Genomic DNA, 14,464 nt, shown 5'->3' with positions numbered 1-14,464 from the left:
TATTTGGAGCTTTTCCATGCTGTTTTTCAAACAGTATCCCCTCAAGCTGTAATTTTCCTTACCTCGCGGCCCCAAAATACAGCAATACTCAATCCAACAGCCAAAGTGATTATCTCACCGGTCATTGCGCCAGGATAGGCAGCTATAATAGCCTGTCGCACCGCTTCGGGCACCAAAATCCCCGCCATGACAACCGGAATGATTGAGGGAGAATACCGGAATGCAAAATACCAGACGCTCCAAATCATGAGTCCAACTACAATACCTGCAGGAACCATATAGGCAAACTGCTGCAGCGAACTTCCTGTAATTGATAGTCCCATCAAAAGCGAAATCATTACACCGGCAGCATTTCTTTTTTTACCCATATGGGTTATTCTATTCAATCCCAGGGTGACCAACCAGGCAAAAACCGGCAGCAAAATGAAATTATCGACATTATGGAAAACGACTCCCAACCACGGAATATAGTCATTAGCCGCACCAAACCAAGGAATGTAAGGCATAAGCTCGGGCCTGAAAAAACGCACAAGAGCAATAATACCAGCCAACAGCAAGCCTAATCCAAACTGCTTTCGCGATGAAACATCGATACGTTCCTGCGCCACGATGGTATAAGGCAACATACCTGCGACAACCCCCATTCCCAATGCCAGGAAAAGAGGTCCAAGCAACTGAAAAATCAGCGCAACGGTAATGTAATTTCCAAAATCCTGCCCGGTTGGATAAGCATAAAGGCTTTGGCTCCATCCGTTTGCCACCGAAAGCAGCTTCACAACCGTGAGGAAAACCGTCATGATGCCGAAAAGTCTCACTGAAAAATAGCCTTTTGTCCAGCGGATGATTCCGATAACAATTCCGGCAATGACCACAGCCACCAAAATCAACCAGCTAATGGTACGCCAAACAGACAACTTGCTTTCGCGATCACGATATTCGCGCTGCCAATCCTCCGGAACATGAATTGATCGGCCAAAATATGCGAGTTTATTTCCGGCAAGTTGAACCTGGTATCTTGCTTCACCTGTTCGCAACGGATAATTAGCGGTATCAGCATATGTAAATTTCCAGTCGGTTCGTTTGTCCAGTTTTTCCGGTATAACCGAAATCTCTTTCAGCCGGAAAATTCCCGTCTGGAACTCGACGTGTAAAAGCGAGTCGACTAATTCGGAAGCTTCTGACCGGGAAAGATTCGCTCCCGGTTGTTTCTCCGGGAATACGTGACGATAGGATAACAGTTCTCCGTTCCCCGAAACTCCCATTCGAAATTCTTCAGTCCGTTCCTCTACCGAACCTTCCGTTTTCATGTACCTGACCATGAAGTGCGACGGCTCCAGGAAAGTTCCAAGAAGTTGCCTGTAAACTTCCGGTCCTCCTTCCTGCCAAATAAAACGATGATCGGTCCCTCCTTCCTTTACAGTAGTTGCGACAGTCCAATTGGCCGAATCGAGCGAAATGCGTTGCGCCATCTCCTTTTTCGCGATGCCAAGTGCCGCTTTTCTCTTGATAGTCATCGAATCATCATCGTGATCGAACCTGGAGAAAAACGCCCACAAAAGAATACCAAAGACCGCTACCGGAAGAATCCATTTAAATACCGGCCTTTTCTCAAAATCACTTTCCACTGCAAAAGGGGCCATCGTTCTTCGTGACGTTTCTTCCTCTTCCGGCTTGGGAGGTCGCCACGCCCAATTTCGGTAGGTATCCGGCAATTCGGTCCACTTTTTATTTCGGAACCTGAAAAACAGGATAATGAACAACGGAGTAAGAAACAGGAGAACAATAATGATTCGGTCTATCCAGATTCCGGGAGAACTGGCTACCCACAAGGGCAGTGAGATCCAGAAGACATCCACCGCATAGTGAGTAATAATCACCGGAAGCAGTCCAAACTGCAGATAAATAATTCCGAAAATCACGAACGGGACCAGCATTTCAACGACCCGCGCATACGATGGCTGGTTGGGATAATTCGCGTGCCCAAGTCCAAATACTACCGTTTGCAGAATCAGTACGAGGATTACCCAAAACCTGTGACTTTTCCAGTTTCGTGTTAACAGAACAACGCCTGCGAGCGGAATGGCACGGAACATCGCCTCTTCCCAGAATCCCGCCTGCAACGAAACCGAGAATGGGCTGAGCCACGGAAACGGTGTCGCTAAAATATCTGGATCGGAGAGGGTTCCTGCCGGACTCCACCAACCCAGATGCCGCGTGGTAAACATGTAGAAAGCAATATCGAAGGCCAGTACAATAATCATGAAAAGATAGGCGCCCAGAGTTTGTCCGAGAACTAACTTCGAACTACCTGCTCTTTTCGACCAGACATGCCAGAATTGGACGTGGCGGGGAAATGCCATGCGTCCCATGCCTTCACCGGCAGTTATCGACAAACTGACCAACGCACCCATTCCGATCGCGCTCAGAAATCCATACAAAAGCGTCCGGGCAATGTAATTAGATGCAGAAGTGGATGTTTCGTAATAAAGCCACGAAAGGGGAAGTTGATTGGCCTCAACCAGAAACACTGAAAAGAAACAAATAGCAAATCCCCAAATAAATGCTTTACGCCACAAAACATATCGCCTCTTCATCAGGAAGAACAGGCCTATTACAATACCGCCCAAACCATACAGCAACGCCATGAGCAATGTAGCAATGGAAGATAAAGTCGTATTGGAAGAGCGCATCTCTTCATATTTTCGATCAAATGCTTCGGGAATTTTCACAAACCATGTCAATTCCGTCAACCGGTCACCGCTCACCACCAACCGCAAACGATACTTCCCATCAGCAATGCTCTTCGTGTCATTCTCATACACAAAGGTGTGATCGATACGCCCGCTTGGAAGCACCTCGATAGAATGCTCCACTAAATGATAATTCTTCATATTGGCATGCCAGTCCTTTTGGGCTGCCTCCTCTGCGATGTAACGAGCACGGGCCGAATCGAGAGCGGCGCCTTTGAAATCCTCGGGAAGCTTTTCTTTAAAACCGTACGGCTTTCCTTCCGGGGTAAACCGGAACAACACCTCACGCGGGTTGTACTCCTGAAATTGCCTGACAACCCACCGATACGGATGATAGTCTCCCCGCTGCATGACAACTGAAAACGTATCGAGACCTCCGCCTTCCAACTCCACATAGTTTTGGAACCGATAATCGTTGGTAAAACTCGCTGCCTGCCGGAAGCGTTCCGGCCCGAGCCTCAACCTCTGCGACATTCGGGAGGCCATAGACAAGGCAGAATCACGTGACATTGAGATATCGACATGCACGAGCGGATTGGCTTTTTCAAAATTTTGGTAAACGAAAACACCACTACCCAGCGAAAGAAGCACAAGAATCACCCAGGTAATCGGCTTACGGAAAAGCGAGAATTGATCCATACGGAAAGGAAATTAGTTTGAGGAAAAGCATATTGGTTCAAGATAGTGAAAATTGAGACCCGGAGCAACAGGTTCAACCATGCCACATGAACCTTCAAGGGCAACAAATGCAGCCGATTCGGACAAAATCGCATATTGAATTTCGTGGGTGTATCTACATTGGTTTAGTTAGACTATGCTAATCAGATAGGCCTAGAGCTCCAGCGTCAGCTGATCGTCTGTCAATCGAAAAGACATTCGGTGATAAGAGGTTACCCCATACTGCTTAATGGCTTCGCGGTGTGCTTTGGTAGGATATCCCTTGTTCCGGTCCCAGGCATAAACCGGGTATTGTTGATGAAGATCGAGCATAAAATCATCGCGGTAGGTCTTGGCCAAAACCGAGGCCGCAGCAATCGACAGATACTTTCCATCGCCTTTTATCACACAGGTATGCGGGATATCCCGGTAGGGTTTGAAACGATTGCCATCAACCAGAATATGCTCCGGTGTAATCTTAAGCTGCTCCAATGCCCGGTGCATCGAAAAGATGGAGGCATTGAGGATATTGACTTCATCAATCTCGTTATTATCGTAGTAACCGACAGCCCACGAAAGCGCTTCTTTTTGGACAATTTCCCTGAGCAGGTAGCGATTCTTTTCAGTTAGCTGCTTCGAATCATTCAGCAAATCATTTTGAAAATCGGCAGGCAGGATAACAGCAGCCGCAAACACAGGCCCGGCTAAACACCCGCGGCCAGCTTCGTCGCAGCCGGCTTCCACTTTCCCCTCATGTAAAAACGATGCAAGCATGTTTCAAAATTAATCATTTCCCTCGTTAGGAAGGATATTCAATCGTTTTCATCATCGACTTCCATAAAAGCTCTGCCGACCGCTCCCATGTGTAATTCTCGGAACGTTTTTCCCCGCTTAATATCAAATCGCCGGCATATTCCTGGTCGGTATAAATCTTCATCATCGCTGCAGCAATTTCGTCGATGGAATCCGGTTCGACGTAGCAAACCGACTCGCCTCCTACCTCCGGCAATGACGACGAGTTAGAACAAATAACCGGGACGCCGGCAGCCATTGCTTCGATGACCGGTATGCCAAATCCTTCGAAGAACGGAACAAAGGTTAAAGCTAAAGCTGCTCCCATCAACTGCACCAATTCGACATCAGGCACACGTCCGGTAAAATGAACACGGTTTCCACATTTCATCGAACGGTGTGCTCTCGAAATTCCGCTCGTTTTATGCATGGCTCCACCAACAATCAATAAATCAATTTCGGTAGTGGATTGTTGACAAAATTGGTCGAAAGCCCGCAGAAGTCCAACCAGATTCTTGCGCGGCTGAAGCGCACCAACAAACAGAAAATAGGGACGACCATTGGTATATTTTCCTCTGACTTTGCGAATCGCCGGAACGGGCAACGGGTGAAACATGTCGCTAACTCCGTTGGGAACGACGTCAATCTTGCTTTCGGAGATATGATATTTCTGCATCAAATCGTCGCGTGAAAATCCGGAAACGGTAACCAACCTTTTAGCCTTTTTTGCATAACGAGGAACAAAGTGATGCTGGAACCACCAGTGTGAAAAACGCAAATCCTGAGGACGATGCTCAAAACTCAAGTCGTGTATCACCAATGCTTGCGGAACATTGGTACTCAACGATGCGAAACCATCAGTCGATAAAAACAGATGTGCGTTCAGTCCTTTCAATGCGCGCGGAACCACCCGTTCGAACCACAGATACCAAAGCAACGGGTGACGGGCCGGCGGGCCGAAAACAACCGGAGTAACATTAGAACTATAAATGAATTCGCGTGAATAAGGCCTATCGAAAAGGAAAAAAAAGCGATGCTCCGGATGATTGGTCGTCATTCTACGCAACGTTTCGTGCGTAAACCGCCCAATTCCTTCCAACTTACCGGGAAGCAACAACCTTGTATTCACAACAATATTCATATTCCGTTAAATAGAATTGCTAAAAAGCAAAGGTATTTATCCTTAGCTAACCTCGCACGGAAAATTTCTTAATTTTGAATTAAAGCAAAACTATTCACCTTGCAAAAGAAATTCGTCACCAACCTACTCCTACTTATTGTCCTGAATTTGCTAATAAAACCATTTTGGATATTTGGCATCGACCGGACGGTACAGAACATGGTAGGAGCCGAGTCGTACGGATTTTATTTCTCGCTGCTCAACTTCACACTGCTCCTCAATATGATTCCCGACCTGGGAATTACGAATTATAATAACCGGAACATTGCCCGCCACACACAGCTTCTAAACAAACATCTGGCTAACGTATCGGGCCTGAAGATTATTCTGGCGACAGTTTATGCCATTGTTTCGATGGTTGCAGCGCTGATTATCGGTTACTCAGCCGCCCAAATTTCATTGTTGGTATTCCTGATTCTGAACCAGATTTTCATCTCCTTCAGTCTCTATTTTCGCTCGAATTTAACAGCTCTCCACCTGTTTCGCACCGATAGCCTTTTGTCGATACTCGACCGCTCATTGATGATTCTTTTTTGCAGCATCATCTTGTTTACCAACTTGACCGATCACACCATGCGCATAGAATGGTTCGTTTACATTCAGACATTTTCGTATCTGCTGGCAGCCATCATCATTTTCGCAGTCGTGAAACACTATTCGGGAAGTATCAAACTTAGTTTCAATCGCTCGTTTTTCATCATTTTCCTGCGGAAGTCCTACCCTTACGCACTGCTCATTTTGCTTATGTCGCTGTACACAAGAATGGATTCCGTTCTCATCGAACGCCTGCTTCCGGCAACAGAAGGAAAAACCGAAGCCGGAATTTATGCCCAGGCTTATCGCTTGCTCGAAGCTGTTTCAAATTTCGGCGTGCTTTTCGCGGGGATGCTGCTGCCCATCTTCTCCAGAATGCTGAAAAAGCAAGAAGACATTCGTCCGATGCTGCGGTTTTCCTTTTTGCTGATTATTGCTCCGGCATTGCTGCTCGCTTTCTCTTCCTGGTTTTTCCGGAAGGAAATCATGGAGGTGCTTTATCACCACAACACCTCGCAATCGCCGCTCATCCTCGGAATCCTTATGTTTACATTTATTTCGATTGCCACTACCTACATCTTCGGAACACTACTAACCGCCAAAGGAACATTAAAACAATTAAATATTTTAGCGGCCGGAGGCGTTGTACTGAATCTCATCCTCAACCTGATGATGATACCTAAATTGATGGCTTTGGGCGCCGCATGGGCAGCTTTCGCTACGCAATCGGTGATGGCGCTGGCGCAGGTTGTTTTAGTCTATTATCTTTTCCGGTTTACACCGGATTTCAAGCTAATTATGCGCATACTTTTCTATGCGTTAGCTGTCATTGTATTGGGAATTTTCTGTGCCGGATGGCAAAATTGGTTGCAAGGATATCTGATCATGCTGGTGGGCGGAATACTACTCGCCTTTGGAACCGGGCTCATCAGCTTGAAGACATTGCGAGCCATTTTAACTGAGCAATAAGTCTTCCGGTTGAACCGGAAAAATTAGTGCGATAAAGTGAACCGGAAGCTTACACCAATGTTGGAATTAGCCGTGGGATAAGAGAGCGAAATAAACGGATTATTCACAATTCGGTCGTAATACAACCGGACGATAAAGGCTTCACTCAGATTGTAATCGGCCGATAATTTGATGGTCATTGCCTGCTGGCCGGCCGTAAGCTGATCATCTGATTCCACCAGTTTTCTCAGAACGGTTTTGTTCTTCCGCAAGCCAAAGTCCGCCCTGACTTGCAAGTCGTTGTTCAATGTCTTCTGCGAGTTCTTCGTCTTAATGAACAACTTCAAATCCTCGAAACGGTAGCCCAAACCGACACTCATCTCGTTGTTGTACACTTCCGTCAACTGATTATTTGTCAAGCTAAGCGTCAAATTCCGTGATTTCCGGTATTCGAAACGAGTGGTCAGGTTATTTAACCAGGTCACATCCACGTTGAACAGCGGACTGAACGACTCATTGATACTGATGGCGTTAATGTCATTCTTTGGCAGGAAGTTATCCTGATAGTCACGCACATAACTGAAGCCATCACCAAGCTCATCATAATTCAGGTTACTGATAAACGACCCCACGTTATAAGAAGAACGGTAGGCATGTGAAATACTGACCGTTTTCATTATATTCTTCAAACCCGGAACAGCGTTAACAGCACCATTGTATTGAAGACGCCAGTTAGGCATCATGAACTTGACCGAAGGGAACGGATCGAGCGATACTTTATTTGGATCGGTTCCGGTATACGCAGCAAAGAACGAAGGTATCAGAACCTGAGCAGCGGTTGGACCATAGCCATCGGGGAATCCGGTCGTCGGATCAGTTTTACCCGGATCGTATCCCTGGTTCGGATTCGCCACCCGCTGAGCGGCTAACCGACCGGCAATAATATGACGGTAATCCCGAAACTTATCCCATGCCGAAGATTGCTGCACACCACTGGTACCCAGCTTATCGAAAGCTGATCCGATTGTAATAACCGACATGGTGAAGTTCCCGAAATAATTTTTGTTGTAAGCACCCCAGCCATCCTGCGCATCGTACAAATAGAATTCCGATGAGTTTTCGGAATAACTCCGGTTGGCCGTCAAATCAATTTTCAATCCCGGAATGGGTTCGAGTTTAGCCCGCAGGTTCAGTGTATTGTTGTGAGTCATTTGATACGGGCTGTTTTGAGCAGAATCCGTCGTCATCCAACCATTCTGAATCGCTTTCCAGGCAAAGTCCGGGTCCTGTTGTCCCAAAACAAAAGGCCATCCCGGGGCCAGTGATTTGACGGTACTGCCATCGGGAGCATAATTCTCCAGTCCAAAATAGCTGGTATTTGGCAGGTAGCCCGGAAGAACCGTTCCGTCGGTCTGTGTATAGGAAATATTGATATCGCGGACCATCATCAGTAAACGCGAAGTGAATTGGGCTATCTCCAGGGCGATATTGGCAGATGGTTTTTGTGTACCTACCACCAACACATTGGCATTGGTATAATCCCTGGGAGCTGTAAAAGTCACCCGGTTTTCATTCACGATCTTCACCTCACCGTTAATCGGTTTTCCCTTAGCATCCGTAACGGTTACCCGGACATCTTTCGTACCCAGCTTATGGAAAATCGAGCGGGCCTTCCCAGCCTTCAGGTTGAGTCCCTTGTCGGCGAACCGCACCTCTTTCCCATTCCCTCCGTTCCGGGCATCCGAACGCATCGGCGAAGGCCGCCGCATCATGCTTCTTCTTCCCCGTCCTCCCGAATATTTTTGATTTACTTTTCTCAGGAACGGGACTTTGTTATACAGGTTTACCAGGTTGGCCTGACCGTTAAACTGCATCGAACGTGAGTTTTGGATAATATTACCCAGCTGGTATTCACTGCTGGTAATCGGTCCGGTATCCCAGTCAAAAGTCGATTGATAGCGCGCCGAACCCGATGTCCAGTTCAGCAATGGAATTTTATTAATCGGCAATGTGTACGAAGCATTCACCGTATGATGATAATGCGTGTTACGACCTCCGTCGAGAATACTCTGAATAATTGTATCACGCCGTGCCTCATACTCATCCTGATTCTTGTTTAACCGGACTCCCAACGGCTCTTCCACGCGTGATGTATTCTGAGCCGAAACATCCAGCTTCAAACTGCGGGTGAGGCTGTATCGCAAATCATAGTAGCGGTCCCAGATAAAATCTTTCTCGTAAGAAGAAGGAATAATAAAATCGGGATTGGTGATGTTACGATACTGCAGCTCGCTGTACCTCCGGTTCATATCCGAGCGGAAAGAAATCTGTTCCGGCGAGTAATAGAAGTTGAAATCACGAATCAGCGAGAACCACGGCGAGCGAAACAACTTCACATTTTTGAAGGGCTCCACAGCCTTTGGACGTGTGTTGTAGTTGTACGAAAACAGCATGCGTGTATTACGCGTCTCATTCCTCGTGGTGTTGATGTCACGGTGATAATACTGGTTGAATGAATAGGTCACCGCGAAATTCGAAATATCATAGACCTTGGGTTTCCCTTTTTTGTTAGGCTTGTCGATGTGCACATTCGTGAAATTGATACTTCGACGAGTGGTATAATCCTGCGAAATTCGCTTGATAGAATCCCTTTCGGACTTATTCGCAGCAGCATCCAGCGCATCTTTCAATTTCACATCCGGGTCGAGCGGCGAATATTCCGGCGTTTGTACCGCTTTCGAAAAACCGAGGTACATCGGAATCTGTACTCCCGACTTCTCCCCAAAGAATTTTCCTAATTGAAGATTCGTAGAAATATCGTACTCATGGCTGTCTTCCATACTGCGCTGCTGCATCTTCGAATCGATACTTCCGAAGCCGGCCGTACTGGTTCGTCCGGCAAACGAATAAGTACCCAAATCAGCCAAGTTACCCGAAATGCGGCCCAAGGCTGCCCAACCACCTTTCTCGTCGAAATCCGTCAATCGAAGCTCGTTGACCCATACTTCCACCGATTTACTTCCCGGATGCGGGCTACCATCCTTGTTCCGGATACCAATCATCACCGAAGTCACCTCTCCCAGGTTGGGATTACCCTTCACCTTAATGATGTTCTGGTTGTTGTTCACACCATTCTGAATCTTTTCAAAGACATCATTCATCGAAAGCTGGGACCCAGCTTGCCGCATTTTGGCATTTCGCTCGAGCTTTAACTTTGGTAACAGATCCAGCGGGATATACATCCGGTTCGCTTCGGGCCACACAATGAACCGGTCGTTCTGCGAATCATTACTGTAGTAACCCGGCGGCGTCAGCTTCAGCGGAATTTCATATTCGTAATAGTTGTAGCGGTAATCCGACCCGATGCGAATGAAAAGCGAAAGATCGTCATCATTCAACGCATGGTTTTTAATTGCTTCGGCATGCACCTCCATTTTCAGCGTTTTATACCGCCGCATGTCTACTGTAGTGGTTTTGTATGCTGCCCGCGCATCGCCGGTTGGCAAATCGATCGTCCGCAGCACCATCGACTGTTCGTTCAGTTGTCGGATCTGCGGGTTGGCGGGGTCGATCACACGGCTGATTCCGGGAGGTAACACGTAGTTCACCGGCTCGCGATTCGCATTCTCCTCAATGTTGACAGCTGATATCTCGAACTTGGTATTCGGAGAAGGAACACTGTTGTTTTCCGACAAATCCTTTTCATAAATCCGCCAGTCAGAGCGAACCAAATCGAGCGTGGCAAAACGCAACACGACCGGCTTCTTCCATCCGCGCAGGAACATCCGCATAAAACGGATAGAACGGAAATCGGAAATAGTTCCGATAGTCGAAGTCGGTTGTTTGACCGGGATCTTAAACTGGTACCAGGTAATCTCCGAAGTGGTACCATCTTTCAGTTTAACACGCGCCGTTTTCGCGTCGGTGATGTAATTCTTTCCAACAGTCAAATCCTGCCGATCCAGCTTCAGGTGGTATTGAAAATATGACTCATTCTCACTTAACGTATTATCGTCGTTAATATCCTCGGCATCGGGAATTGATGTTGCGGCCGTACTATAGGGTTCCGGCGACATATCGGACGTCGGCGAGTTGCCATCAGGATTGTTGTAATTTTTGTATCGCTGAAGAATACCCAGCTTTTCATTATCATAATCGGTTCCCCGGAAATAGTGGAAGTTATCATTCGCCGGATCGGCATAAACCTTAGCGTATACACTATCAATCAACAAGCCTTTTAGCTGGTCGAGATACGTTTTATAAAAACTCTCTTCATCCTTCGAGTCCAGACCATCCAAACCAACATCCTGATAACGACGGGCCTGTGGATTGTTGTCGAAAGCCTTCACCAACGACTGTTGTCTCGAAACACGGCCCCAGGCAGTCGTATCGCAGGTAGCTGCGTAATTACCATCGGCCGGCAATCCGTTCTCAAACGATTTTCTTCCATCCCGAAGAATATCCTCTGACACATTTCCCAAATCGAAATACAAATCTCCACCTGGATTTTGCTGCAACGTATCTTCGGCAAACGGATCCATCATCCAGAACTCGATGTACTCGATATTCGCTGCTTCAAAATCGCTGGTCTGCACCTGACGCATAATTCCGCCCCAGCGCGTCTCAGGCTGATTCAGCGAACCATTGGGAGCTACACCGGCAGAGTAAGTCGAAGGGTAAGTATCAAAGTTGTATGGACCTTTTTCCGAAGGATAATATGCCAAATCAAGTGTCGGAATATTCGTAGGTTGACCTACAGGTGTCTGCCTGTCGGGATAAATTTCACTCTGATATACTTCGCGCACATAGTTACTCGAGCGCTGTTTCGGAAACTCTAAGAGATGCTTCGGCGTAGTCGCGGTATTTCGTTGCAAGAGCGGATCGATAACATACCACGCCAGCTTTGCCCGGTTGTAGCCATTGGCCAGGTTGTCAACCAGCTCTCCTTCCGGGAACATGTCTTGTCCCTGCGGCGTGCTGGCGAAGGTCCACGCATGCTGCGTTTTCATATCGATGGTCGTTTTCGTCCCCTCGAAATCATCGATATACACTGCACCGGCATTCGAAATCACCTTCGAGTGTCCGGGAAGTAACTGTGCAAACTCCGCATCCACAGCCACTTTCGATTCCGCTTTCGTATCAAGGAATGGCAGTGCATCCACCAAATTAGTAATCAGTTGCGATGATGTTTTATACGAAGCATTCAATCCCAGCATGGTGTTCGAAATGGGATCTTCACCGTAATTCACTTTCTGCGTCAGCGGCTTCTCGTGCAGATACATTACCGTACCGCCCAGATTAAAGTTCTTATTGAACTCGTAATTCATGTGGGTCCCCAACAAGGTCTTCCGCTGCATACTGAACAGATTGTTACTTTCGGTGGAAACCGAAATAGGCGTTCCCGATTCGAGCAGCCCCTGGTTAATAATCTTCACCGTTCCCTGGGCGTAATCCAGCACGTAATCGACGTTTTCCGTCAGCTCCCGGCCACCGGCAGTTACTTTTACCGATCCCCGCGCTACGTTAATTGTATTGAGCGAAATTTCGTTGCTGGCACTTCCCTTGTAACTACCTACCAACTGATATTTATTTTTTTCAGCATCCTGCTCGGCTACTGTCTTTGTTTCATCATACAAACTCTGGAAAACATATCGGTCGATTGCCGTCTGATCGCTCCCCAGTTGCTTTTTCAGGTTGGAACCGAATGGCTGAACAACCGGGAAGAACACCCGCCCTGTAGCGGCATCGATCGTCACGCCGTCGATAAAGTCGAAAAGTCCGTCGGGATACGGATCCTTTTGCTTGTTCAGATTGTCAAGGTTCATCACCTTGAGCAATATTTTCTCCTTCAGCGGACCTGTAGGCAGGTAATTCAAATTAGTACCGGTCGAATCGTTCTGGTATTCCACGTCGAAACGGAAATCTTCCGGCGAAAGCTGGTAAGCCCCGAGGTTATAGACGTTTTTCATCATCAAATCCCAATTCTTGAATTTGGGATTTAAATCGGTGCCTTTGATTAGTTTCAGAACCAACGTCTGCGGCGCATCGATACCATCGGTCGAGAATTCACCCACCTGGTAGGTTTTCCCGTTGGCCGTGTACTGGTAAGCGACAGCCAACACCTCATCCGCATTCAGAGCTGAGTTGAGCGAAATGTAACCCAGTTTCTTATTGACGGTATATTCTGAAGGAGAGAGCCTGCGGGCATTTTCTATTTTTTCGTAGTCGCGGCCGGCCACAAATCCTCGACTGGCCAACGGAGCCATTACCTGTGTCAGCTGTGCAATATTACGAATACCGGAATAGGTAGACGTGATGGACTTATACATTTGGTTGGCACCGTTGAACGTATAAACGTTTTCCGGGTACGAGAGTCCGGGCGTATCGCCAAATTCTGAAATCGATTGATTCTCACGGTTCGCACCCCGTTCACCCAGGTCGGTTAGTGCCAGAATATTTCGGGATTCCTTAAAGTCGTTGGATTTATTGGTGACCCATACTTCCACCTTGTTGATGGTGATGGCTGAATTGATAACCGGCAGGTTGGCCAGTGCCTGATCGTAGTGATCGTAAAAATACTGCCCGAGGAAGAAGTGCCGGTTGGCATCGTAATCCGTTACATCGAGTTTGAACTTGGTCTTCTGGGCACCGCCCTCCGTTTCGATGGTCTTGGTTTCTCCTTTTTGCTGCGAGAAAATTGTCGAAACCGCGAGTTTACCAAACTGCAGATCCGTTCTCACCCCAAAGAGATTAGTCCCTCCGGTAATCAGCGACCCCGACAACGGCATCGAAACGTTACCGGCTTCCACATTCTTCACAATCTCATCCTCATCGCCGGTGTAGTTCAGCTTCATCTTGTTTTCAAAATCGAAAGTCGCTTCGGTATTATAATTCACCCGCATATTCAGCTTACTTCCGATTTGTCCCACCACATTCATGTTCACTTTCTCGTTGAAATCGAATGTTGTGGTTTTACGCATCCTTTCGGGAATGGAAGGATTATCGATGCGGTTAGTTTGCACACCAAGGCTCAGTTCTACATAGCCCTGTGGGCGAATGCTCACCGTATTCGAACCGAATATTCTGTTGAAAGATTCGCCGCCTACCTTGAGTTGGGGGATGAGTTGCGACTGTTGTTCGAAGGATTGTTGTGCCATCCGTTGCCGCCAGTAGCGCTTAATGGACTCCTGAAAATCCCAATGGCGGTACTCTTCCAGCGACATGGTTCGCGGTAGCCGGTAGTTGAAGTCTCCAATCCGGTCGTAGAAAATATAATCGCCGGTTTCCGGATCGTACTCCACCTCCTTTTTCATATTCGAAGGATCATGAAGATACAAGGCGGATGAATCCTGTTGTCCTGCATTTCCGAAGGGGCCTTTATCCCGAAAGGGATAGGGTAATTTCCCAATGGTATCTACGGCAAGCGTATCACCCTCTTCTTTAACCGGACCGTTATCATTCCACCTGACAGCTTTTCCCATGTTGACCGACGCATCGCTGTTTCCGATAATGGACACAACGATAATCAGCAGGGGAATAGCCAGTATATATCTACGGTACCTTCTCAACACCAGCTACTACAAATTTTTTCCGCAAAAATGCA

The 14,464-nt window shown here is 47.3% G+C and carries 5 protein-coding genes; 1 reads left to right on the top strand and 4 read right to left on the bottom strand.

All coding sequences use genetic code 11. The annotated features are described in order from the left end of the window. Positions 1–41: 41 nt before the first annotated feature. The 3 genes from CLV93_RS05660 to CLV93_RS05650 form a co-directional block, all read right to left on the bottom strand. Positions 42–3,389 (bottom strand): CPBP family intramembrane glutamic endopeptidase, encoded by a 3,348-nt coding sequence (locus CLV93_RS05660; RefSeq protein WP_106541199.1) that lies wholly within the window; start codon positions 3,387–3,389, stop codon positions 42–44. A 192-nt stretch (positions 3,390–3,581) separates the two neighbouring features. Continuing rightward, complete coding sequence (locus CLV93_RS05655; RefSeq protein WP_106541198.1) at positions 3,582–4,181, bottom strand: ribonuclease HII; 600 nt, start codon at positions 4,179–4,181, stop codon at positions 3,582–3,584. Between the two features lie 25 nt (positions 4,182–4,206). Further along, positions 4,207–5,340 carry a glycosyltransferase family 4 protein gene (locus tag CLV93_RS05650; protein ID WP_106541197.1) on the bottom strand — a complete coding sequence of 378 codons (1,134 nt, stop codon included), beginning with the start codon at positions 5,338–5,340 and terminating at the stop codon, positions 4,207–4,209. A 99-nt stretch (positions 5,341–5,439) separates the two neighbouring features. Here CLV93_RS05650 and CLV93_RS05645 point away from each other — a divergent pair, with 99 nt between their 5' ends. Then, the gene (locus CLV93_RS05645) at positions 5,440–6,882 is read left to right on the top strand and encodes an oligosaccharide flippase family protein (protein ID WP_106541196.1); all 1,443 of its coding nucleotides are present in this window, start codon (positions 5,440–5,442) and stop codon (positions 6,880–6,882) included. Positions 6,883–6,905: 23 nt separating this feature from the next. Here CLV93_RS05645 and sov read toward each other — a convergent pair whose 3' ends face one another. After that, the gene (gene sov / locus CLV93_RS05640) at positions 6,906–14,429 is read right to left on the bottom strand and encodes a T9SS outer membrane translocon Sov/SprA (RefSeq protein WP_146141956.1); all 7,524 of its coding nucleotides are present in this window, start codon (positions 14,427–14,429) and stop codon (positions 6,906–6,908) included. Positions 14,430–14,464: the final 35 nt, after the last annotated feature.

Origin of the sequence: Prolixibacter denitrificans (genome assembly GCF_003014495.1) — a bacterium.
GTDB lineage: Bacteria > Bacteroidota > Bacteroidia > Bacteroidales > Prolixibacteraceae > Prolixibacter > Prolixibacter denitrificans.
This window is presented reverse-complemented; position numbering and strand designations above follow the sequence as displayed.